Annotated in this window: 20 protein-coding genes; 12 read left to right on the top strand and 8 right to left on the bottom strand. The window is 61.4% G+C overall.

The genetic code is table 11. The features are described from left to right. Positions 1 to 67: 67 nt before the first annotated feature. Together DT23_RS07795 and DT23_RS18515 are read right to left on the bottom strand one after the other, a co-directional pair. Positions 68 to 589, bottom strand: coding sequence for a hypothetical protein (locus tag DT23_RS07795; protein WP_038130192.1), 522 nt, complete (start codon positions 587 to 589; stop codon positions 68 to 70). Then, entirely contained in the window at positions 576 to 1304 is a 729-nt protein-coding gene (locus tag DT23_RS18515) for a response regulator transcription factor (RefSeq protein WP_162177192.1), read from the bottom strand. The genes DT23_RS07795 and DT23_RS18515 overlap by 14 nt, the downstream gene beginning before the upstream one ends. Positions 1305 to 1990: 686 nt before the next feature. Between DT23_RS18515 and DT23_RS19415 the strand changes: the two genes are divergently transcribed. From DT23_RS19415 to DT23_RS07850, 10 genes are all read left to right on the top strand, one after another. Next, complete coding sequence (locus tag DT23_RS19415) at positions 1991 to 3463, top strand: hypothetical protein (RefSeq protein WP_038130194.1); 1473 nt, start codon at positions 1991 to 1993, stop codon at positions 3461 to 3463. 177 nt (positions 3464 to 3640) lie between these two features. Continuing rightward, positions 3641 to 5794, top strand: coding sequence for a hypothetical protein (locus DT23_RS07810; RefSeq protein WP_038130196.1), 2154 nt, complete (start codon positions 3641 to 3643; stop codon positions 5792 to 5794). Positions 5795 to 6057: 263 nt separating this feature from the next. Next, positions 6058 to 7893, top strand: a complete 1836-nt coding sequence (locus DT23_RS07815; protein ID WP_240473569.1) for a type I secretion system permease/ATPase — start codon at positions 6058 to 6060, stop codon at positions 7891 to 7893. Beyond that, positions 7890 to 9230, top strand: a complete 1341-nt coding sequence (locus DT23_RS07820; RefSeq protein WP_038130198.1) for an HlyD family type I secretion periplasmic adaptor subunit — start codon at positions 7890 to 7892, stop codon at positions 9228 to 9230. Before DT23_RS07815 ends, DT23_RS07820 begins: the two co-directional genes overlap by 4 nt. Before the next feature lie 78 nt (positions 9231 to 9308). Next, entirely contained in the window at positions 9309 to 10742 is a 1434-nt protein-coding gene (locus DT23_RS07825) for a hypothetical protein (protein ID WP_156023888.1), read from the top strand. Positions 10743 to 10922: 180 nt separating this feature from the next. Then, positions 10923 to 11210 carry a FeoA family protein gene (locus DT23_RS07830; protein WP_240473570.1) on the top strand — a complete coding sequence of 96 codons (288 nt, stop codon included), beginning with the start codon at positions 10923 to 10925 and terminating at the stop codon, positions 11208 to 11210. Further along, complete coding sequence (gene feoB, locus DT23_RS07835; protein ID WP_051697131.1) at positions 11207 to 13111, top strand: ferrous iron transporter B; 1905 nt, start codon at positions 11207 to 11209, stop codon at positions 13109 to 13111. The genes DT23_RS07830 and feoB overlap by 4 nt, the downstream gene beginning before the upstream one ends. A gap of 224 nt (positions 13112 to 13335) precedes the next feature. Next, a complete protein-coding gene (locus tag DT23_RS07840; RefSeq protein ID WP_051697132.1) occupies positions 13336 to 13983 on the top strand; it encodes a HupE/UreJ family protein in 648 nt (215 codons plus the stop codon). Between the two features lie 25 nt (positions 13984 to 14008). Then, positions 14009 to 14776 carry a hypothetical protein gene (locus DT23_RS07845; RefSeq protein WP_038130203.1) on the top strand — a complete coding sequence of 256 codons (768 nt, stop codon included), beginning with the start codon at positions 14009 to 14011 and terminating at the stop codon, positions 14774 to 14776. Further along, a complete protein-coding gene (locus tag DT23_RS07850) occupies positions 14773 to 15357 on the top strand; it encodes a DUF1007 family protein (protein WP_038130204.1) in 585 nt (194 codons plus the stop codon). The genes DT23_RS07845 and DT23_RS07850 overlap by 4 nt, the downstream gene beginning before the upstream one ends. 172 nt (positions 15358 to 15529) lie before the next feature. Here DT23_RS07850 and DT23_RS07855 read toward each other — a convergent pair whose 3' ends face one another. Further along, entirely contained in the window at positions 15530 to 16648 is a 1119-nt protein-coding gene (locus tag DT23_RS07855) for a CaiB/BaiF CoA transferase family protein (RefSeq protein ID WP_038130206.1), read from the bottom strand. Further along, positions 16645 to 17865: an acyl-CoA dehydrogenase gene (locus DT23_RS07860; protein ID WP_038130208.1), complete on the bottom strand. Its 1221-nt coding sequence runs from the start codon at positions 17863 to 17865 to the stop codon at positions 16645 to 16647. The genes DT23_RS07855 and DT23_RS07860 overlap by 4 nt, the downstream gene beginning before the upstream one ends. 134 nt (positions 17866 to 17999) lie before the next feature. On the opposite strand from DT23_RS07860, the gene DT23_RS07865 reads away from it, so the two are divergent. After that, positions 18000 to 18893, top strand: a complete 894-nt coding sequence (locus tag DT23_RS07865; RefSeq protein WP_038130247.1) for a LysR substrate-binding domain-containing protein — start codon at positions 18000 to 18002, stop codon at positions 18891 to 18893. Here DT23_RS07865 and puuE read toward each other — a convergent pair. Further along, the gene (gene puuE, locus DT23_RS07870; protein WP_038130210.1) at positions 18890 to 20305 is read right to left on the bottom strand and encodes an allantoinase PuuE; all 1416 of its coding nucleotides are present in this window, start codon (positions 20303 to 20305) and stop codon (positions 18890 to 18892) included. The two genes, DT23_RS07865 and puuE, sit on opposite strands and share 4 nt — an antisense overlap. Before the next feature lie 168 nt (positions 20306 to 20473). On the opposite strand from puuE, the gene DT23_RS07875 reads away from it, so the two are divergent. Continuing rightward, on the top strand, positions 20474 to 20986 hold the full coding sequence (locus DT23_RS07875) for a winged helix DNA-binding protein (RefSeq protein WP_051697133.1): 513 nt from the start codon (positions 20474 to 20476) through the stop codon (positions 20984 to 20986). An 18-nt stretch (positions 20987 to 21004) separates the two neighbouring features. Here DT23_RS07875 and DT23_RS07880 read toward each other — a convergent pair whose 3' ends face one another. From DT23_RS07880 to DT23_RS07890, 3 genes are all read right to left on the bottom strand, one after another. Continuing rightward, a complete protein-coding gene (locus DT23_RS07880) occupies positions 21005 to 22306 on the bottom strand; it encodes a TRAP transporter large permease (RefSeq protein WP_038130214.1) in 1302 nt (433 codons plus the stop codon). Between the two features lie 5 nt (positions 22307 to 22311). After that, positions 22312 to 22836, bottom strand: a complete 525-nt coding sequence (locus tag DT23_RS07885; RefSeq protein WP_038130217.1) for a TRAP transporter small permease — start codon at positions 22834 to 22836, stop codon at positions 22312 to 22314. A 76-nt stretch (positions 22837 to 22912) separates the two neighbouring features. After that, positions 22913 to 23878 carry a TRAP transporter substrate-binding protein gene (locus DT23_RS07890; protein WP_038130219.1) on the bottom strand — a complete coding sequence of 322 codons (966 nt, stop codon included), beginning with the start codon at positions 23876 to 23878 and terminating at the stop codon, positions 22913 to 22915. Positions 23879 to 24008 lie beyond the last annotated feature (130 nt).

A 24008-nucleotide genomic window follows, 5' to 3' on the forward strand; every position in this document is an offset into this window, starting at 1 on the left:
CCTGCAAGACAAATGAAAGCGGCGGGTTCATGGCCCGCCGCTTTTGCATTTAAACGTCGCGCCGCCTTTAGACGGGCATCCCATACTCGGCCACGATGGCCCAGATTTCCGTATTGAGCGCGCCCAATTCGCCAAGCGCTGCGTTCAGATCGTCCAGCGAGGCGCGATCCAGCACGGCCTCTTCACCGATCCGCAGGCTGGTTTTGCGATCCGCGATACGCATCTGGATCGTGCGCACCGGGCCACCGCTGGCATCAAAGGCATAAAGACAATGGTTGTAATGGTTGCGCAGGCCAGAGACTTTCTTCATCCGGCCTGCCACTTTTAGGATTCGCGCGCGCGCCTCGGGTGGCACCGGACACGCGCTGCGCTTGGCCAGACGTTCCACGAGATCAAGCCGCGCCCGCGTCGTATTGAGCGTGAGGTGCAAGATCACCGCCGTCTCTTTGTCGGTCTGCGCCAGCCCTGCGATCAGGTGGATCAACAAACTCTCGGTATTCGTCCAAGCGTAGTTGATCCGCCCGATCTGCATCAGGAAGGAGTCAAACTCTGGCGGCGGTGCGCCGGGCGGCTCCTCAGGCACCGCCATTGCGATGAAACCAGATCGCCGCCTCGGTGCGATTGGAGACGCCCAATTTACCGATAATGCGGTGGATATGCAGCTTCACCGTATGCTCGGACAGATTGAGTTGACTGGCGATGATCTTGTTGGCCTGCCCTGAGGCGAGCATTCCCAAGACCTCGGTTTCGCGCGGTGTCAGACCGGTGACCGGACGTTCGCCGTTCTCTGACGTAATCCCCGGACCCGCATTGATCCCGTTCATCCCCGGCAAATACGGGTTGGACGGGCGGCAGCGCACCAGAACCGGCGGAATGTAATGCCCACCAGACACCACCATCCGCAGGATCAAAAGCCATGTCGTCAGATTGACGTTCATCGGCAGCACGCTGATCTGATTGCTGATGATTTGCACGCCGTAGCGTTCCATCAGCGCACGACCGAACTCTTCGTCCTCATAGGCGATCACGAATTTCACCCGAGAGAAATGTGAGTTTGGCTCTTGTGCCAAGGCGATCAACGCCTCGGCATAGGTTTCATCCGCAACGAGCGTGCAAAGATGGCCCACACCATCAAAGCGCCCGTCAGGGTGTATTTCCGAACGCACCGTATCGATATCAGCGAGCCGCAGGCTTTTGGCCGGCGATATCTCTGCGTCGACTGTGCGCAGAACGGTTTCGGAAAATTGCTGCCCCGATCCGACAAAGCAGATAGCAGCATCATCACGACGACAAGATGGACTCATACGCGAGCCCACGAGTTCACTATTACGCAACGCATTCATGGTGGCCCCTTTCCCCAACCAAGAACTATTGACGTTTATGTCAATCGCAGAGCCCACACGCTCTACGGACTATACGATAACACAAAGGCGTGAGGTCTACGTCATACAATAGGTTTACCTAGGGGTAAGGAATTCCAGAAATATTTTCTAACCCGTTCTAAACCCCGTCTTTTTCACTGATTCTCTGCGTTTTTAACGATCCGTCATGGCAGGGTTTGCGGGTCAGTTTTCGCGCCCCACAACCCTTAGTAGGTTGACCGAAAACAATGCTGCGCCGCAAAAAGTCGCTGCGCCTGCACAAAAAAGAGAAAAATCACGCAAATATCACAAAAAAGAGTGCATTTTGCGCAATTTTTTCAGGCGATTGGCCTCTGAAATCCCGCTGTTGACCCAATTGTTAACTATTTAACGCCCCCCCGCTGGCACAGGATATTGGTATCGCAGCTGGGGGCTGTGATCCTTTCTGTTTCTCGACCGCCGTTGCAAGCGGGTCGATCGCAAAGCACCTGTTTTGCGCAGCGATAGAGGCTTGCCTGTTGGCAAGGCAGCAAGGCGGGGAAACCCGGTCAAACCCCCGAAACTGGTTCGGTACCCGCTTGAAAAATGAGTGGCGGAGTCCGGACCCTGTCAAACAGGGAGTTAGACAGATGAGTGGACGTAGACATCACAACTGGGCCGATCCTAACAGCGACCAGTCGCAGGATCAGTCGCAAGACCAGACCGAATTGCAGGCTCAGCTTCAGGCTGAACTGCAGGCACAGGGCCAGTCGCAAGACCAGACCTCTACCACCACGAACAACTCCGATTCCGGGTCGGCTTCGGATTCCGGGTCGGACGCTGGTAGCTTGTCTGGTGCCGGCAGCATGGCCGGGGCTGGAAGCATGGCCGGTGCAGGCGCGGGTGCAAATTCCGGTAGCCATTCCGGTTCGGGCAGCATGTCGGGCGCAGGCGCCAATGCAAACAGCTCGAGCGCCAACATGAATGCCAACGGGAACATGAATGGCAATCTCAACGGCAACATGAACCACAACTCGAACACCACCTCGACCAATGTCGATGTGCAGGTTGGCATGAACATGGAAGGCTATGTGCCGACCGATGACGACTTTGCCGATTTCGACCTGAAGGACTCGTATGTCAGCGATACGATGATCGCCAAGGGTGACATCAACTATGATCCCGGCAACGAGTTGAACATGTCCGATATCCTTGACGGTGCCCTGACGGGTGCGGGCAATGATGTTGGCATGGTCTTCGGCCAGTCCAACAACCTCGTGGATAATGACTCGCTTGAAGACGCCAGCGTCAGCAATGACGGCGATTTCACCACGAACGGCACGATCTCGGGCAACTCGGCGCGTTCCGATGACGGGATCAATGCCGAAGGTAGCCAAGGTGGTAATGGCTCGGATGGGGCATCTGCCGATGGCGGCGGAGCACTGGCCACGGGCAGCATCGCGCTGGCCACTGGCGGTGTTGGCCTGTCCAAAGCAAGCGCAGACGGTGACGGCGGCGAAGGCGGCGACGGCGGTGCTGGCGGTGCGGGCTTGGGTATGGGCCTTGGGCTTGGCATCGGGGCTGCAGGCGCAGAAGCGACCGATGGCAGCGCCACTTCGGCGGCCAATGACGCAGGTGCTGGCGGTGGTCATCACGGTCATCACGGCGGGGGCGCCCCTGGCGACTTCTCCTCGGCGGTTGATGGCGGTGCAATGGCTGGCGCAACCGGCATGGGGGCTGGCATGGGTGCCGGCATGGGCACCGGCGGTGACGGCGGCAACGCTGGCGACGGCGGCTGGGGCTACGGCGCTTCGGGCTCGACGGCTGATGCCACGGGCGGCGCGTCGATGGCAACTGGCGGTCTTGCGACCGGCGGGGCTGGCGGCACGGTGATGGGCGGCAATGGCGGTGACGCTGGCGGCCTTGGCCACTGGGGTTCGGGCAATGGTGACGATGGTATCGTGACCGGCCAGTCCTACTCCGATGCCAGCGGTGTTATCGACACTGCAGCGTTCAACCAGTCGATCGTGATGGGTGCGAATATCCTCGGCAATAGCGTGGATACGACCGTGGTCGGCGGGTCGATGACCTCGACCTATATCGGCGACGACGACGCAAGCTGATAGCAAAACGGCGGCGCGCCTGGGTAACCGGGCGCGCCTGCGTCCCACATCATGATCGCAACCTGTCCGCGATCGTTGAAGGGACACCAAGGGGGGACAGGGTCAATTGCGGTGCAGGACGCAGCGACGGGCAAGCCCCGGCATTTGCATCCCGCCCCGAAACAAGGGACCTGAACAATGCTTGACCGTCAGACAGAGATCATCGCCCATTTCATTGGCGCGTTTCAGCTGACAACCGAGCAGCTAACGTCCCGCCATCAATATGATGTTTTTCGCGCCCAGCAACTGGTTCCGCAAGAGCAGGGTCCGTTGCTCAACGTCAAAGTTCATGTGACGTCTGATTATGCGCTTCAGGATTTCACGCCGGGGTTGCGAGTGGTGATGCCGCCGCCTCTGCCACCCGAAGCGCCGTGGCTGCCGCATTCGGATTTTCTGCGTCTGCCCCAGATCGGGATGCCCGAACTGGGTTGGGGCGAGGAACAAGCCACGCCCGCCTTCTCGCTGGAATTCTATCAACCGCTCAATTTCTTTGTCACGCTCGCGCCACCTTCTTCGGTCGCGACGGTGACGTTTCAGGCGAACCATCTGTTGGATGATGACCGCCTTATCAACGTCCCGTTCACCTTGCCCGAACAATATGTGCAAGATTTTTCGCCCGAGGCTATCGCTGCGAAAATGGCGGTGCTGATTGAGACCGCCGAGACATTGGGCGCGCCAAGCGTAGATGCGCAATGGCTGTCGGTGAGTGCGCAAGCCAGCGCTTTGCGCGACACGTTGGACACGCTCGACACGGCAGATGCGCCTGCGGGGGCCGAGGTTGCGGTGTTTCACAACACGCCTTGGGAATTTGTGACAAGCGACGCGGCTGGCGAGGGCGACACGGCTGAGCTGCCAGACGATACGCAAGACGCCCCTGCCCCGACGGCCTTTAATGGTGGCGTCGTGGTGAACGGACAAATCGTGAGCGACGCGCCCGATACGCTGAGCGCACGTCTTGAGGCACGCTATCCTGACACAAGCGAGACCGAGGCCCTGCCCGGTCAGGTTCAGGTCGAAGACGGCGCGGCTGGCACCGTGAACAGCGGGACGCTTACTGGCGGTGCGCTCTCTGCTACGATGAGCCTGAGCACCGGCGACAACCTGTTGCTCAACCAAACGCAGATCGCGCATGACTGGATCGACGCGCCGGTGATCGCGGTGGCGGGCATGGCGCAATCGCTTAGCCTGATTTCGCAAATCAACGTGCTGCGCGATTACGACACGGTTGATGGCGGTGGTTTTGCACATGGGATCGGGTCCGACCCCGCCTCGCAGATCGTCAATATTGCGACGCAAGAGACGCTCTCCAATCCCGCCAGCTTCATTGCTCCCACTCTGACGGGCGGCGCAACGATGGTCGGGATGGTGTGCATCAAAGGCGATCTGGTGATCGACAACACCACCTACCAGATCAACGAGATCAGCGATTCCGATGTCGTCAGCTACGAATTCGGCACCCATCAAGCCGAGATTTCGCTGGGCGACAACTCGGCGACCAATCTGGATTTGCTGCTGGAAATCGGCTCGCGCTTTGACGTGATCATGGTGGGCGGCGATATGATCCAGATGGCCGCGATCAACCAGATCAACGTGCTTCTGGATGATGATCTTTATCTGGGCGATGGCACCGGTGGCGGGCTTTACTCGGGTCATGACAACCTGCTTTGGAACGAGGCCGGCATCACCCATATCGGCACCGATAGCGTGCAAGAGATGTCGGGCGCATTCCAATCGGCGCTGGGCGCGTTGGGCGAAACCTCGGGCGCGGGCGACGGGTCGGGCACCCCAAGCGGGGCCGAGTTCGCCGCCGTTTCCGGGCTGTTTGCCGACCCGCTTTTGGCCGGCCTCGATACGCTGCGGGTTTTGTGGATCGAGGGCGATCTGCTGATCCGCGACACGCTGACCCAGATCAACCTGCTCACCGATAGCGATGTGATTTCGGTCGCCCTTCCCGGCGATAGCGCGGGTGCCGAACTTTCGGCGGGGGATAATATTCTGGCCAATGTCGCAGGGCTCAGCGTGGCGGGCGTGGATAGCACGATCATGGCGGGCGAAGGCAGCTATTCCGACGCAGTTCTCTATCAGGCGGGCATGTTTGAGGGCGATCAGTCTCCGTTGGATCTGGCAGGCACGTTTAGTGCGCCGCAAGGCGATCTCGCCTCCGAGGCGGTGGTGTTTCTCACCGATGATTTCAACGACGGACCGGGCAGCGGTTTCAACGAGGGTGCGGGCTTTGTCCCCGATACGATGAACTCGGGGGCTTTGGATGCACTGCACAGCGTTTTGGCGTGACCGTGGGGGTCACCAATACGCGCTAAATTCACACTAAACTCGAAGGGGAGAGTGACGTGAGCAAGACTGGGGATGCTGCCGGTGGGGGACCGGATCGCACAAACGGGGATAATAAGACCGCAGCGGGTGAGCGCCTCGTGCTGGACGCAGCGATGCGCACCGAGCGGTTCAGATCCTGCAGAACAAGAGACGGGATCACCCCTGTCGATGAAACCGGACGGAGTAAAGCGTCGCAAGCGGCGCCAGTCCGGGAGGAGGGTGGTGTGGAAAGCCCTATGGGGGTGAAAAACGTCCCCGCGAAAGACGCCTCCGGCTCCCCACCCGCACCGCCCTCCGCCAAATTTCACAAGCGCGTCGCGCCGCTGGATTACACGCGCACGCTGGCGCAGATGAAAAGCAAGCTGCGCGCCAATCTGGCCTTTGTGGTGCTGATGACCTGCGCCACCAATATCCTGATCCTCGCCGTGCCGATCTATCTGTTCCAGATCTCGGACCGCGTGTTCACCTCGCGTTCGATTGACACGCTGGTGATGCTGACGATCGTGATCTTGGGCGCGATCATGGTGCAGACGATACTGGACGCATTGCGGCGGCTGGTGCTGATGCGCTCGGCCGTTGATGTCGCGGCCCGCCTGGGTGCGCCGGTTCTGTCGGCGGCGGCGCAGGCCTCGCTGCATTCCAACGGGCGCGAATATCAGGTGCTGGGCGATCTGGGCGCGCTGCGCAGCTTTCTGGTGTCGGGCACGTTGCTGTCGTTTCTCGATGTTCCGTTCGCGCCGATCTTCATGCTTGTGGTGTTCCTGATCCACCCGCATCTGGGAATGATCGTGGTGGGCACTGCGGCGCTGCTGGCAGTGTTCGCTTGGGTCAACCAAAAGATCACCAGCGACGGATTTCGCCGCGCCAACATGGCGCAAACCCGCGCCAACCTGCATCTGGAATCGATGTCGCGCAACAGCCAGATCATCAACGCAATGGCGATGATCCCCGAGGCGGTGGCGATTTGGGGGCGGGACACGGCGCAGTCGCTCAAGGCGCAGATAGAGGCGCAGGACCGCAACGTCTACACCGCCTCGCTGTCGCGGATGTTTCGCCTGTTTACCCAGATCGCAATGCTGGGTTGGGGGGCGTGGCTGTCGCTGGACGGGCAAATCACCGGCGGCATGGTGATTGCCGCCTCGATCGTGGCAGGGCGGGCGCTGGCCCCGATTGAGGGCGCGATTGAGGGCTGGAACAGCTTTCTGCTGGCGCGCGGTGCCTATGACCGGGTGAGCAACTTGCTGGCCTCGGCGAAAAGCCGCAATGACAAGCTGCGCCTGCCCAAGCCGCTGGGTCGGCTGGATGTCGAGCGGCTGCTTTATGTCCCGCAAGGCACCAAGCATGTGGTGCTGAATGCGCTGACCTTCTCGCTGGCTCCGGGCGATCAACTGGCGATCATCGGAAATTCCGGCGCGGGCAAAACGACGCTGGGCAAGATGCTGGTGGGCTCGATCCTGCCGACCTCGGGGGCGGTGCGGCTGGACCTGATGGATCTGCGCAACTGGGACCCGCGTCAGTTGGGCGAGATCCTTGGCTATCTGCCCCAGGACGTGCAGCTCTTCCCCGGCACGATCAAGGCCAATATCGCGCGGATGCGTGAGGATGCCAGCGACGAGGAAATCCACCGCGCCGCCGATCTGGCCGATGTGCATGACATGATCGCCAGCCTGCCGCAGGGCTATGAGACCGTGGTGTCCAGCGATGGCGCGCCGCTATCGGGCGGGCAGAAACAGCGCATCGGTTTGGCGCGCGCCTTCTTTGGCGATCCGAAATTCGTGGTGCTGGATGAGCCGAACTCGAACCTTGATACGCTGGGTGACGCGGCCCTCGTGCGCGCCTTGGGCCACGCGAAACGCTCGGGGATCACGACGATTGTGGTGACGCAGAAACCCTCGCTGCTGAGTGCGGTCGACAAGATCATGCTGCTCTCGGAGGGCAATATCGCCCTGTTTGGCTGGCGCGATCAGGTCTTGGCGGAACTTGAGCGGCGCAAACGCCCGCAGCAAACCCAAGTTCCGCCGCAAGCGCATGCGCCTGAATTACAAGGAGCACCGGCATGAATGATCGTCAGGACGTATCCGATAGCGATGGCTGGTTCTCCGAGGTGCCGCGCTCGATCCGGGGCATGGTGATCATGGGGATGGCCGTGTTTATGGCAGCCTTTGGCGGGTTTGGCGTCTGGGCCTTCACCGCGCCACTTGCGGCGGCGATCATGGCGCCGGGCTCGTTCGTGGCGACCGGGCGCAACAAGATGATCCAGCACCTTGAGGGCGGGATCATCAAGGAAATCCATATCTCAGAAGGGGATTTCGTTGAAAAAGGGCAACCGCTGATGCGGCTGGATGAAACCTCGGCGCTGGCAAACGAGCGCGCGCTGTTCCTGCGCCGCGCCCGCCTTGAGGCGATGGAAGCGCGCATTACCGCCGAATATGACGGCTGGCGTGAGATGCGTTTGCCCGATTGGTTGCTTGAGGCGCGCGCCGATCCGGAAGTGGCTGCGATGCTTGACGCGCAACAGCTTTCGTTCAACGTCACCAAGGCCAAGGTGGAAAGCGAGTTGGACTTGCTGTCGCGCAACATCGCCGCGATGGAAAGCCGCATGCGGGGCTACACCGCGCAGCTTGAGGCCACGCGCGCCCAGCGTGAAATGCTGGCCGAAGATCACGCCAGCAAACAGCAACTGTTTGACCAAGGGCTGATCCGGCGCACCGAGTTCAACGCGATCCGGCGCGCGCTGGCGGATGCTGACGGTCAGATCGGGCGGCTGGCTGCGGAAGTGTCCGAAAGCGAGGAAATGCGCGCCAAGTATGAGGCGCAGACCACGCAGACGATTGAAACGCACCGCCAGGCAGCGCTGGACGAGTTGGAAACCGTGCAGGCCGAACTGGACAGTGTGCGTGAGCAGGAGCGCAAGGCCAATTCGGTCTTGAAACGCGTGGTGATCGAAAGCCCGGTTTCGGGCACGGTCGTGGCGCTGAACTATTCGGGCGCGGGCGGCGTGGTCGAGGCGGGCAAGGTTATCGCCGAAATCCTGCCCTCGGAAGCGCCGTTGATTATCGAAACGATGATCGCGCGCACCGATATCGACGCGGTGAAGATCGGCCAGACGGCCTCGGTACGACTGACCGCGTTGAACCAGCGCACGACGCCGATCCTGAAGGGCGAGGTTTACTATATCTCGGCGGATGCGATTGTCGAACGCTCGGGGAATGCCCCGCGCGAGGTCTATCTGGCGCGCATCCGTCTGCCGCAATCCGAATTGCGCCGCGTGCCGGGATTTGCGCCAATGCCGGGGATGCCTGTTTTGGTGATGATCGAGACCGCGTCGCGCACATTTGCGCAATATATCGCCAAACCTGTGTCGGATTCGATGCAGCGCGCCTTTCGCGAACATTAAAGCGCGCCGCAGGGTTTGACGCGGATTGCAACGCGGGGCCATATGGGTTGGTCCCGCGTTTTCATGTCAGGTTTTTCAATGTTGCACCGCTCTGTCTTTCCGATCGCTCTTGTCGCCAGCTTGCTGCCCGTGGGCGCAAACGCGTTTGAAATCGGGGTGAGCTATGACAGCCTGAACGATCCGCGCACCCCGATTGAGGGCCTCGCGCGGGTCTATTTCGGCCGCGACATTGGGCATGGCATCAGCTTTGGCCAGTCGATCTATGCCGGGGCCAAGGGCGATGGCGGGGGCGCGTTCTTTTGGGGCGTTGAGGGGGTCAAACGGTTTGCGTTGAGCGACCGGTTGTCGCTCAATACCTCGCTGTTTTTGGGCGGCGGAGGCGGCGCGGCGGTTGTCGTCGGGGACGGGTTCATGACCCGCGCGGGCGTTGGGCTTGGCTATGCGCTGAGCGATCGCGTCGATGCCGAACTGGGCGCGAGCTATATCAATATCGCTGGCGCGGATATCGAGAACACGGCCCTCAATGCGGGGCTGACATGGCATATCGGGGCGCGCGAGGGCCAGCGCGCGCTGACCGGATCGCCGCTGTCGATGCCGCTGCGTTCGGTCACGATCCGCGGTTCTTATGCGGATATGGGCGGCAGTCGCGACCGCACGGGCGCGGCGCAGGCGAATCTGAAACTGGCAGGTGCCGAGGCGAGCTTTTTGCTGGGCGGGCGCAATGAGCTGATCTTGTCAGCCGATGGCGCGGCCAGTGGCGGCGAGGGCTATATGCAGATCTTTGGCGGGATGCGCCATCGGATCGCGCTGGGGCAACGCGCCTCGGTTTATGGGCAGGCCGCGCTTGGCTTTGGCGGCGGCGGGCTTGTCGATACCGGAGGCGGCGTGTTGCTGGATGCGGGGCTGGGTGTCAGCGTCGCGCTGCTGCCTTGGGCCGATCTGGACCTGTCGGTTGGCAAAACCATCGCGCCCGATGGCGATATGAACGCCACGGTGGCGCGGGTTGGGCTGACGCGGGTGTTCCGGCGCAGCATCGAGGCCGGACCAGTAAGTGCCGCGCCACAACGCTGGGCCTATACGCTGGGGATCTCGATGCAGGACGCCAACGCGGCATTCCGCAAACCGGGCGCAACGGCGACGGGCAATCCGGTGATGCAGGAAAGCTCGGTCGATCTGTTCCTGAACGACAATATCTACGTTACCGGCAATGCGCAGACGGCGTTGGGGGGCGATGTCGCGGGCTATGCGATTGGAATGCTGGGTCTTGGCTGGCATCAGCCGATCTCGGATCGCTGGTCGGTTTCGCTGGAAGGGCGGATCGGCGCTGCGGGCGGCGGTGGTGTTGATGTGTCAGGCGGCGTGATCGGATCGGTGGCGATTGAGGCCGATTATGCGCTCAATGATACGATGAGTCTGTCGGTGGGCTTGGGCAAGATCAAGGCGCTGAAAGGGGGCGGCATGGCCCCGACCACGCTGACGGCGGGGCTGAAATTCCCGTTTACAACGCATTGAACGAAGAAACCCGAAGGGGCGTTTCCGCGTCAAATTTCAGCAAGTGAGAGATACCTGACAAAAATAATCGTCATATTTTTGTGAAAATACCAGAGTCGAATTGTCAGAGATCAAATCAAACGCTATCTCCTGATTGTAAGGATCGAGAGATTGAGTCGTATCCGCAATGGAGTTGATCGCATGATGGCCAGCCCTGAAAAAATTGAAGCCGCCGTTTCCGCCCTGCCCCTCGGCGCATGTCGCCGGGGTTTTCGCGGCACGCTGGTCTCTGTCTCGCCCGTTGCGACGCAAGGCGGGTTTGATCCCGAAGAACTTGAACGCCGCTTGCTTGAACTCGGCTTTATCGAGGGCGCATCGGTCCATATCCTGCACGAAGGCCCGTTTGGTCGCGATCCGATCGCGGTGCGTGTGAATGACACGACGGTCGCGCTGCGCCGCCATGAAGCTATGGCCATTCTCGCGGAATGAGTTCGGCACCCGCCATATCCCAGCCCGCCGCCAATCAGACAGATCCCGACGCGCTCCGCCTTGAGGTGGCCCTTGTAGGTGCACCCAATTGCGGCAAAACGGCCCTGTTCAACGCGATGACAGGTGCGACGCAGAAGGTCGGCAACTATTCCGGCGTCACGGTTGAACGCAAGGTTGGCATTGCCACCACGGCGGCAGGGCGGAAGTTTTCCGTGATCGACCTGCCCGGCACGCATTCTTTGCGCGCGCGCTCCCCTGATGAGGAAGTGACCCGCGATGTGCTGCTGGGTCAGCGCCCCGGAGAGCGTGTGCCCGACATGATCCTTGCGGTGGCGGATGCGACGAACCTGCGCGGCGCGCTGCGTCTGGTTGGCGAGCTGAAAAAGGTCGGCCTGCCGATTGTTCTGATCCTTAATATGATCGACATCGCGCGCCATCGTGGCTTGCAGATTGACCACGAGGCGCTGTCAGATGATCTGGGCATTCCCGTTGTCACCGCGACCGCTGTGCGCCGTGGCGGGCTGGATGCGCTGTGGGAATGTGTCGATCCGATGCTGGAGGCCGGGGTCGAACCTGCCCGTAAAAGCACATGGCAAGCGCCCAGTTCACACGATCTGCGCGTGGCAATGCGCGAGGCAGAGCGGTTGGTCAACGCCCATGTGATCCGCCCGCCCGAACCCGATACCGTGTCTGCCAAGATCGACCGCGTGGTGCTGAACCCGGTTGCCGGGCCGCTGATCTTGCTGGCGATCCTGTTCACGATGTTTCAGGCGGTGTTTAGCTGGGCGACCCCGTTTATGGACGCGATTGACGCCGCCTTTACCGAATTGGGCGTGCTGGTCAGTGACGTGATACCCGAGGGCTTGATCCAGAGTTTCCTTGTGGATGGGGTGATTGCGGGCATCGGCTCGATCATCGTTTTCCTGCCGCAGATCCTGTTTACCTTTTTCTTTATCCTGCTGCTCGAAGATTTCGGCTACATGGCGCGCGCGGCGTTCCTGATGGACCGGATCATGGGCAAGGCGGGGCTGAACGGGCGCGCGTTTATTCCGCTTCTATCAAGCTTCGCCTGCGCGATCCCCGGTATCATGGCGGCACGCGTGATCGACAATAAACGCGACCGCCTGACAACGATTTTGGTCGCACCGCTGATGACCTGCTCGGCGCGCATTCCCGTTTACACGCTGATCATCGCGGCCTTTGTCCCCAACACCAAGGTCGCCGGGCTAAGCCTGCAAGGTCTGGTGATGTTCGGGCTGTATGGCGCGGGCGTGCTCAGCGTATTGGTCGTGGCCTTTGTCGCGCGCTATCTGTTCTCGCGCGAGGAACGCAACGCGCCCCTCATGCTGGATTTGCCCGATTACAAACTGCCACGTGCGCGCAATATCTTGCTGGGACTTTACCAGCGCGCCAAGGTGTTTTTGCGCCGCGCAGGCACCGTGATTTTCTGGGCGATGGTGATTATCTGGGCGCTCTCGACATTCCCGACGGCCCCCGAAGGCGCGACCGATCCCGCAATCAACTATTCCTTCGCCGCGATGATTGGCAAGTTTATCGCCCCGGTGCTGGCCCCGCTTGGGTTCAACTGGCAGATCTCGGTGGCGCTGGTGCCGGGCATGGCCGCGCGCGAGGTTGCGGTGGCGGGTCTGGCGACGGTTTATGCCGTGTCGGGCGATGGCGGGCTGATCAATACGATTGCCGGCCAATGGAGCCTTGCAACCGCACTGTCACTGCTGGCGTGGTATATCTTTGCGCCGCAATGTATCTCGACGCTGGCGGTGATCCGGCGCGAGGCGGGATCGGCGAAATGGATGTGGGTCGCGCTGATCTATATGTTCGCGCTGGCCTATCTGGCGTCGCTGCTGACCTATCAGATCGCGGTGGCTCTCGGGGCGGGTTAGGGTTCGATTTGCGCATAGCGCGCTTGACCACCCGATAAACATCGCAAATCTTGCCCCGCGCCCCGAACGCGCGCAGCGACGGTTATCTCATCAGGCGCTTTGGCTGAAGGCTTGCATCGCAACATTTCTCAAGGGATGGTGAGGGGAAACGGCGCTTTATCGGCTTGAGTTCTCGGAGCCGATACAGAGTATGCCGCCACATAATCACAACCGAAAGACCGTCTATGTCCCATCGTCGCCTTGCAGCTCTCACGGCCCTGATCACGCTGTTTGTCCCGCAACTCGCTGCGGCCCATATTACCAGCACTGGCTCGGGCGGGTTTACCGCAGGGTTTGAGCATCCGCTGAGCGGATATGACCATTTCCTTGCGATGTTCGCAGTCGGGCTTTGGGGGGCGCAGATGGGCGGACGGCGTGTCTGGTCACTGCCCGTCACCTTCCCGATGATCATGGTGATCGGCGGCATCGTTGGCATTTTGGGGCTGCCCGTGCCCGGCATCGAGGTCGGCATCGCGCTGTCGATTGTCGTTCTGGGCTTGGCAATTGCCGCCGCTTGGAAACCTGCGGAATGGGTGTCTCTGGCGATCATCGCGGTGTTTGGTTTCTATCACGGTTATGCCCATGGCGCAGAGCTTCCGATGGCGGCGGACCCGGCAGATTACGCGATTGGTTTCGTGCTTGCGACCGGCTCTATTCACGTGCTCGGCGTGGGGGTTGGGCTGGCGCTGAACCCGGTCTGGAAAGGGCGTCTGTCGCAGCTTTTGGGGGCGTTCATTGCCTTTGTCGGCTGTGGCTTCCTCGTGCTGGCCTTTGGCTATATGCAGGGGCAATTGGGCTTTCTTCAAGGCGGGTTGAGTCTTTTTGGGAACTGATCGAACCTCCCCTTATGCTGGTCGGATGTCTTGGCTGCGCCATCTGTGGGTGCTGGCAGGGCTGGGCACGCTGATCGTGCTGGCGCTGATGCCAGTGGCGCAGCGCGGCGAGGTTGGCGCGTGGCTGATCCGCGATGCGCTGGCCGTCGAGCGGCTGTTTCCGCTGTTCGGCTTTGGCATCGCGCTGGCGCTGGTGCCCAAGCGCCCGGCCCAGATCGCCTGCGTGCTATGGGGGATCGGGCTGGCGGCAGGGTTTGCGCTGCGCATCGAGATGATGGCCGCGCTACAACAGGTTCCCGGCGCGATCACCCATCACTTTCTGACCATGCCAATCTCTGCCCTCGCTATCGGGGCCACCTTGGCGCTGGGGCGCGCGCCGCGCCCGATGTTGATCCTGCCCGCGGCGCTGATTTTGGGCGCGATGTATGCGCTGGCGACAAAACTCTCGGACCCGAGCTATGGCGGCAAGCCGTGGGTCTTTCTGGCGGGAGTGGTACTGGGGATCTGGCTGATTGGCGCGGTGGCACTGACCTTGCGCGCGTGGCGCGCGGGCTGGTTTGAGATCGCGGGGCGGATTGTGGGCAGTTGGCTGGTGGCAATCGCGGTTCTGTATGGCGGTGTGGCTTTGATGGGCAACAAGCTGAAACCCAAGAACGCGCCGCCGCAAAATGCCGCCTCGGAAAACGCCCCTGCCGCGCAATCTGCGGTGCCCGAGGCCGATGCTTTCCCATCCTTCGGAGCCCCGCCCCCCGCTGCCCCGCCGGGCGAGAACAAGCCAGAGTTCCAACCATGATCCGCGCCCTCGCACTGACCCTGCTTTGCACTGCGATCCCGCTGACCGCGAGCGCCCATCCCGAGGATGAGCTGCTGGTGCGTCTGCTGGTGGGCATGGACAAGGGCAAGATCACCCATATCGGCGAAAGCTGGACGTTTGACCCTTCGGTTTCAGAATGGCTTTTGCAGACCTATGACGCGAATGGGGACGGTAAATTTGACGGGGCCGAGCTGGACGCGGTGCATGAGGCGACGCTGCAAAATACGCAAGGGTCGTTTTACTACACCCGGATCTGGAAGGGGGACGCGCAACTGCCCAACCCGCAGATTTACGGCTTTCAAGCGACGGTGAAGGATGGCGTGGTGACGCTGGCCTTCGCGCTTGGCTTGGCGACACCCGAAGACCCCAACGCCCTGCGCATCGAGATGTATGATCCGCAAAATCTGACCGGTCTGGTGCCGGTGAAATCCAATCCGGTGGTCATTCGTGGCGCTGCCGAGGGGCAGACATGTGTGCCTAATATCGCGATCAACAAGCCCGATGTGCATGGCGGGCCGGATGATATTCCGATTGCCTTGACGCTGGCGTGTAGCGAGTAGCCTGCGTGGGGGGGCTCTGCCCCGCGTCGCCCGAGGGCGACAATCATCGGATAGAAAGGGGGCGCTGCCCCCGTCGCCAGACGGCGACAATCATCAGTTAAAACAAAGGGGCTCTGCCCCCGTCTGCGTGCCGCAGACTCCCCCGGGATATTTTTCAAGAGCGAAGCCGAAGTCAGCCTTCGCCCAGTTTCGGGGCGGGGCGCGGCGGGGCCAGCGGAGTGTCTGACAGGCGGATTGGAGTGCGGATGCCGGCGATGCCTTCGGCCTCGATGCGCATCTCGCGCGCTTGCACCTGCGGGTCGTCAAACACCTGATCGAGCGTGTTGATCGGACCGGCGGGCACGGTTGCGGCTTGGAGCGCGGCAAGCAGATCGGCGCGCCGCCATGTCGCGAGCGCAGGCAGCAGGCAGGTGCGTAGGGCGGTGCGATTGGCGACGCGGGCCTCATTGGTGGCGAACTCGGCTCGGTCGGCCAGATCGAGGTGAAGCAGGTCGCAAAGCCGCACGAATTGACCGTCATTGCCGACAGCTAGGATCAAGTCGCCATCGGCGGCGCTGACGACCTCGTAAGGGGCGATATTGGGATGGGCATTGCCAAGGCGGTGCGGCGGGGTGCCGGTGGCGAGGTAGTTCATCCCCTGATTGGCGAGCACGCCGACCGCGCAGTCGAGCAGCGCCATATCGACCAATTGGCCCCGCCCGGTGCGGATGCGCGCGGCCAGTGCGGCTTGGATGCCGATCACCGCGTAAAGCCCCGTGAACAGATCGGCAAAGGCCACGCCGACCTTTTGCGGCGCACCTTCGGGATCGCCTGTGAGGTCCATCCAGCCCGCCATTCCTTGGATCAGAAAGTCGTAGCCTGCGCGGGGCGCATAAGGCCCGTCCTGGCCAAAGCCGGTGATCGAACAATAGACGAGGCGCGGATTGAGCGCGCTGAGGCTGTCATAATCCAGCCCGTATTTCTTGAGCCCGCCAAGTTTGAAATTCTCGATCACCACATCGGCGTCGGCCACGAGATCACGCACGATTTTCTGGCCCTCGGGCGTGCGGAAATCGGCGATGACGGAGTGCTTGCCGCGATTGGTGGCGTGGAAATAGGCGGCCGAGCGATTTTCGGGACCGTCGCCTTCGCGCGCAATAAAAGGAGGGCCCCAGCGGCGCGTATCATCGCCCTCGGGGGCCTCGACCTTGATCACCTGCGCACCCAGATCGGCCAGCACCTGACCGGCCCAAGGGCCAGCCAGAATGCGCGCCAGTTCGACGACCTTCACCCCCTCAAGCGGGGCGCTCATGCGAAGGCCTGCAGGCCCGTCTGCGCGCGCCCCAAAATCAGCGCGTGCACGTCATGGGTGCCCTCATAGGTGTTGACCGTTTCAAGGTTCACCATATGGCGGATCACCTGAAATTCGCCCGAAATCCCGTTGCCGCCATGCATGTCGCGCGACAGCCGCGCCACGTCCAGCGCCTTACCGCAATTGTTGCGCTTGATGAGGCTGATCATCTCTGGGGCGGCCTTGGCCTGATCCATCAGACGGCCCGTTTGCAGCGCGGCTTGCAGGCCCAAGGTGATCTCGGTCTGCATATCGGCGAGCTTTTTCTGGAACAGTTGGGTTTGCGCCAGCGGCTTGTTGAACTGCTTGCGATCCAGACCGTATTGGCGCGCGGCGTGCCAGCAGAACTCGGCCGATCCCATCACGCCCCAAGCGATGCCGTAGCGCGCGCGGTTCAGGCAGCCAAACGGCCCCTTGAGGCCCTGCACATGGGGCAGCAAAGCGTCCTCGCCGACCTCGACGCCCTGCATCACGATCTCGCCGGTGATGCTTGCGCGCAAGGACAGCTTGTTGCCGATTTTCGGCGCGGAGAGGCCCTTCATGCCTTTTTCCAGAACGAAGCCGCGGATTTTGCCGCCATGGGCATCCGACTTGGCCCAGACCACGAACACATCGGCGATCGGCGCGTTGCTGATCCACATTTTGGTGCCTGTCAGGCGGTAGCCGGTGGCGGTTTTCTCGGCTCGCGTTTTCATCCCGCCGGGGTCGGATCCGGCATCGGGTTCGGTGAGGCCAAAGCAGCCGATATATTCGCCGCTGGACAGTTTGGGCAGGTATTTGCGGCGCTGTTCCTCGCTGCCATAGGCGTAGATCGGATACATCACGAGGCTCGATTGCACCGACATCATCGAGCGGTAGCCGCTATCGACCCGCTCGACCTCGCGCGCGATCAGACCATAAGACACATAACCCGCGCCAAGCCCGCCATATTCCTCGGGGATGGTCGCGCCGAGCAGGCCCATCGCGCCCATCTCGGTGAAAATCGCGGGGTCGGTTTCCTCATTGGCGTAGGCATCAATCACGCGGGGTTGCAGTTTGTCTTGGGCATAGGCGCGCGCGGCGTCACGCAGCATCCGCTCGTCCTCGGTCAGTTGTTCGTCAAGACGCAGCGGGTCGTCCCAGCTGAATTGCCCCAGATCGGGGGCGTCTTTGGCTTTGAGCATGGGGCGGTCGGTCATCTCGGTCCTCGCGTTTGTCGGTCTTGGGTTGGGCGCGATCTTAAAGATATGGCGCACACAGGCAAACGATTTTAATTTTGAACATGATGAGATTTGCGCATAAACTGGCGGAGCCTTTTCAGGAAACCAAAGCCATGCGCAAAGCCTATATTCCGACCGTCAGCGAGCTGCAGGCTTTCACCGCCTGCGCGCGTCACGGCACGACGACCCGCGCCGCCCAAGAACTGAACCTGACGCAAAGCGCGATCTCGCGTTCGCTGGGCACGCTGGAGGAGAGGCTGGGCGTTGCGCTATTCAACCGGGTGCGCAAGCGGCTGGTGCTTTCGCCAGCAGGGCAAGTGTTTCTGGACCGTGCCGAAGAGATTCTGGCAAGCCTTGATAGCGCTGCGATGGGGGTGATGGCCTTTGGCGGGGCGGATGCGATTTTGCGCATTGCGGTGCTGCCTTCGTTTGCGCGCAGTTGGCTGATTGCGCGGCTGGCCCGGTTCGAGCAGATCGCACCGCAGATCAGTCTGGATGTGACTGCGCGACTGCATCCGGTGGATTTTCAAAGCGACCCGTTCGATCTGTCGATTATGCGCACACAGCATGAAGGACCGGGAACGCAAGCCGTGGAACTGCTGCGCGAGACGCTGGTCGCGGTCTGTGCGCCGGGGCGGTTGAACGGGGGCGCGCCGCTGGGCGATGATGCGTTGTTAAGCCATCCGCTGTTGCAGCAATCGACGCGCCCGACGCTGTGGCTGGACTGGTTCCGCGATACCGGGCGCGACCCGCGCCACATCCTGCGCGGCGCGCGGTTTGATCATTTTGACATGATCATGGATGCGGCGGGCGCGGGGATGGGAATTGGACTGGTGCCCGAGATCATCGCCGCCCCGGCCTTGCAACAGGGGCGGCTGGTGCTGGCCTCAAGGCGACGGTTTGAGACGGGCGAGACCTATTCCCTGATCCTGCCCGAGCGCACGATCGGCAGCGCGCCCGTCGCGGCGTTTCAAGATTGGCTAATCGCAGAGCTGGGCGCAGGTTAAAGATCAAGCGCACTCAGGCGGTGCCACGCGATGCGTTCGACCTGCGCGCAAGCCTCGGCCAGTTCGTCGTTGCGGCTATTGGCCAAGCGGCGATGAAACGCGTGCAGGATCGAGGCCTTGGTGTTGTCTTTCACTGCGATGATGAAGGGAAAGCCGAATTTCTTGGTGTATTGCGTGTTGAGCGCCTCGAATGTGGCGCGCTCGCCATCGCTGAGCGCATCCAGCCCGGCGCTGGCCTGTTCCGAAGTGCTTTCCGCTGTCAGCCGTTTCGCCTGCGCCAGCTTGCCCGCAAGATCGGGATGCGCGGCCAGAACGCCAAGCCGTTCATCGGCGCTGGCGCTGCGAAAGATCCGCGCAAGGGCCGAGGCCATGCCCTCATGGCAATCATGCGCGGGGCCAAGTTCGAGATCGAAGGCGCGCTCGGCGATCCAGGGCGAATGTTCGTAGATCCCGCCAAAGACCTCGATAAAGCGCGCGCGGCTCATCTGGCTGGGACGCTCGCGCCGGATTGGGGGATGCGTGGCCGCCCAATGCGCCGCGATCTGGCCGCGCGTGGCAAACCACACGCCCTCATGCCCGCGCGCGTATTCGAGAAAGCGTTTCAGCCCGGCAAGTTTGCCCGGTCGTCCGATCAGACGGTTGTGCAGCCCGACGGAAAACATCTTGGGCGCACCGTCCAGCCCCTCGGCGTAAAGCGTGTCGAAACTGTCCTTGAGATAGGTGAAGAACTGTTCGCCCTCGATATAGCCCGGCGCTGTGGCGAACCGCATGTCATTGGCCTCAAGCGTGTAGGGGATCACCAGTTGGTCGCGTTCTCCGGCCTCGATCCAATAGGGCAGATCATCGTCGTAAGTGTCGGAAATCCAGTCGAAACCGCCCTCTTCGGCGGTCAGGCGCACGGTATTGACGCTGCAACGGCCCGTGTACCAACCGCGCGGACGGGCGCCCACGACCTCGGTATGCAGGCGGATCGCCTCGGCGATCTGGGCGCGTTCCTGATCCTCGGGCATATCCTTGTGCTCGACCCATTTCAGACCGTGACTGGCGATTTCCCAGCCCGCCTCTTTCATCGCGGCAACCTGTTCGGGGGCACGCGCAAGGGCCGTCGCCACGCCATAAATCGTCAGCGGTAGGTTGAGCGATGTGAACAGCCGATGCAGCCGCCAGAACCCGGCGCGCGCGCCATAGTCATAAATCGACTCCATGTTCCAATGGCGCTGGCCGGGCCATTGCGCAGCGCCCGCGATATCGGACAGGAACGCCTCGGATGCAGCATCGCCATGCAGCACGCAATTTTCGCCGCCCTCTTCGAAGTTCAGCACCATCGAGATCGCCACCCGCGCCGCGCCGGGCCATTGCGGGTCGGGGGTGGTGCGGCCATAGCCGCGCAGGTCGCGGGGGTAGCGGGTCATCAGGGGCGCTCCGTCATGATTTTAACCGCGCCAGAAGAAAGCAAATCGCGGCAAAGGGAAAGCCCCCATCCGCCGGAAAGACGGGCAGGTTGGCGATGGACAGGATATCAATGAATTGCGTATGATCTGTCGGTGTAATCTAAACAAATTATCGGAGTTCTCCCCGACATGGCCGCAGGAAATCGCCGCATCGTCTCGTCTCGACATCTGGCTGATGGCCAGACTTGGGAAGCCTCGGAATACGAATACGGGCTGATCATCGCGTATAACAGTTTCGCGCGATGGATGCAGCGTTGCATGGGCGCGGCGGGCATGGGCGAACTGTCACCGCTTGAGATCTTGGTCCTGCATAACGCCAACCATCGCAATCGCGAAAAACGGCTGAGCGATATTTGCTTTCTGCTCAATATCGAAGATACGCATACGGTCACTTACGCGCTGCGCAAGCTTGTTAAGATGGGACTTTTGACTTCGGAAAAGCGCGGAAAAGAAGTGTTTTATCGCACATCCGACACCGGGCAAGCGCTGTGTGATCGCTACCGTGTAGTGCGCGAGGAGTGTTTGTTGGAGCCGATCGAAAAAGGCGGTCCCGACGGGGCAGAACTGCGCGAGATCGCCGCCGCGATGCGCGTCTTGTCGGGCCTTTACGATCAGGCGAGCCGCGCGGCGTCCTCCCTATAGGGCCACCGCGCGACAGCGTTAATTCCCCATCGCGTCGGGCAGGAATGTCACGATCTGCGGGAACAGGGTGATCAGCAAAACGCCCAGCAGCAACAGCCCAAAGAAGGGAAAGGCGGCGCGCGCGATTTTCATGATATCGAACCCTGTCAGCCCTTGAATGACGAACAGGTTAAAGCCGACGGGCGGGGTGATCTGGCTCATCTCAACCACAAGCACCAGATAGATGCCAAACCACATCGGGTCGATCCCGGCCGCCTGCACCATTGGCAAAATGATGGACGTGGTCAGCACCACCACCGAAATCCCGTCGAGAAAACAGCCCAGCACGATGAAAAACACCGTCAGGACCGCCAGCAGCGCATAGGGCGTCAGGCCAAACGTGCCGATCCAAGCGGCCAGATTGCGCGGAATTCCGGTAAAGCCCATCGACACCGACAGCACCGAGGCCCCCATCAGGATAAAGGCGATCATCGCACTGGTGCGGGTCGCGGATAGCAGCGCCTCGATGAAATCACGGCGCGAGAATGTGCCACTGGCCACGGCGAGGATCAGCGAGAACACCACCCCAATCGCGGCGGCATCCGTGGGCGAGGCAACGCCGGTATAGATCGTGCCAATCACGCCTCCGATCAGCGCTACAACCGGCAGCAGATTGCGTGAGGCTCGCAGCTTGTCACGCAGGCTCGGGGTGCCCTCCTCGGCCGGGATCATGCCCGGATTGAGCCACGCTCGCAGCGCAACATAGCCCCCAAACAGCACCACCAGCATCAGCCCCGGCAAGATGCCCGCGATGAAGAGGCGCGCGATGGATTGCTCGGTCGCGACACCGTAGACGATCAGGATCACCGAGGGCGGGATCAGAAACCCCAGCGTAGCCGAACCCGCCAGCGTGCCCAAAATCAGGCTTTCGGGATAGCCGCGTTTCGTCAACTCGGGCACCGACATGCGCCCGATCGTGGCAGCGGTGGCAGCAGAGGAGCCCGACACGGCGGCGAAAATCGCACAGCCCAGCACGTTGACATGCAACAACCGCCCCGGCGTCCGCCCCAGCCACGGGGCAAGGCCGCTGAACATGTCCTGACTAAGCCGCGAACGCAACAATATCTCGCCCATCAGAATGAATAACGGCAGCGCCGCCAGTGGCCAGCTATGGCTGTTACCCCAAAGCGTCGTGGCCATAACCAACCCGGTCGGCGCGTTGGAAAAGAAGGTCAGCCCTGCCAGCGCAACCACCAGCAGCGACAGCGCCACCCACAGCCCGCCCGCGAGAAGCACCAACAACAGGCCCAGCAAAATCGAGAAAACAACCGGATCGGACATTGTGCTCATTCCACCGTGTGATCGACAATGACCGAGCGACCCGCGCGCAGGCTCTCGATCAGCGTATCAAGAAAGGCCACGCCAAGCAGCGCCAGCCCCGCCACCATCACGCTTTGCGGCATCCAGATCGAGATCGCGACGATGCCGGTGGATTTGTCCCCGTATTGCCAGCTTTCCATTGTCATTAAGGCGGCGAACCACGTTGCGTAAAAACTGGTCAGCGTGGCAACCGCCAGCGTGACACATTCCAACACCCAGCGCGGGCGCTCGGACAATCGCGAGATTACGAGGTTCACGCGGATATGCGTGCCATGGCGCAGCGTATGCGCCAGCGCGAGAAAGCTGGCTGAGGCCAGAAGATAGCCCGAGAAATCTGCGTAGGACGGGATTGTGAAAGACAGGTCAGGCCCGCCCAGCCGCGCCAGGATATTGAGGCAGACTTGGGCGCTGACCAACAGGCAAATCGCAAGAATCGAGAGGGCGGCCAGCCCTGCGGAATACAGATAGGCTTTATCAAGCAGCCGACGCATGGCGGATCGCTCCTGCAAGGGACAGAAAACTGAAAAAGAGCGGCCCGCCTTTGGGAAAAGACGGGCCGCGCATGGGTCAGTTGGCTTGATAGGCCTGCAAGACGCTCATCGCGTCGGGCAAGGCTTTTTCTTTCCATTTCACCAGCATCTCATCGCCGATCTTTTGCAAGCCAGCCTCAAGTTCGGGGCTTGGATCGACGATATGCATCCCGTTTTCCTGCATCGCCGCGATCTTGTCGGCGGCCTCTTTCTTGGACATCTCCCAGCCGCGCGTTTCGGCTTTGGCCGCTGCCGCCATCACCGCGCTTTGCTCATCGGCGCTGAGGCGGTCGAACGCGCGTTTGTTCACCACAACGATATTCTTGGGCAGCCAAGCGTCGATCTTGGTGTAGGTATCAACGAAATCCCAAGCCTTGGAATTGGCCCCGGTCGAGGGCGAAGTGATCATGGCCTGCACCTGTCCGGTGGTGAAAGCCTGCGCGATATCAGAGGCTTCGACCTGCACAGGCGCGGCCTTGGCCATCATCGCGAACTCCTCAAGCGCGGGGTTATAGGCGCGAAAGCGCAACCCGGCGAGGTCGTCCACCGTCTTGATTTCCCCATTGGTATACAGCCCTTGGGCCGGCCACGGCACGGAAAAGAGCGGCATCAAGCCCTGCTTGGCAAGCAGCTCGGTGATCACAGGTTTCTGCGCAGCCCACAGCTTGGCCGCTTGTTCGTAGCTGGTGGCAAGAAACGGCTGGCTGTCGACGCCAAAGGCCAGATCTTCATTAGCGAGCGTTGACAAAAAGAACTCGCCAATCGGCACCTGCCCCGAGCGCACGGCGTTCTTGATTTCGCTATGGGGAAACAGCGAGCCCGCGGAATGCACCGCAACTTCCAGCTTGCCATCGGTCGCGCCAGAGACGTCCTTGGCGAAATCACGGATATTGATGGTGTGGAATGTCGTGTCGCCATAGGGCGTGGGCATGTCCCAAGTTTGCGCCTGCGCGCCACCGGCCAATCCGATCGCCGCCGCAAGGGTTATCGCGAAATGTCGCATCTTATCTCTCCTGTCGGGTTAGGGCGGGGTTGGTCCTCGCTCACTTTCATAACGTTGACATTTTGTCGGTAATTTGAAATCAAAGTCAACGAGAAGTTTTTATCCGCACCGTCCAAGCCCCGCAGCGAAA

The sequence above is a fragment of the Thioclava indica genome (assembly GCF_000714545.1).
GTDB classification, from domain to species: domain Bacteria; phylum Pseudomonadota; class Alphaproteobacteria; order Rhodobacterales; family Rhodobacteraceae; genus Thioclava; species Thioclava indica.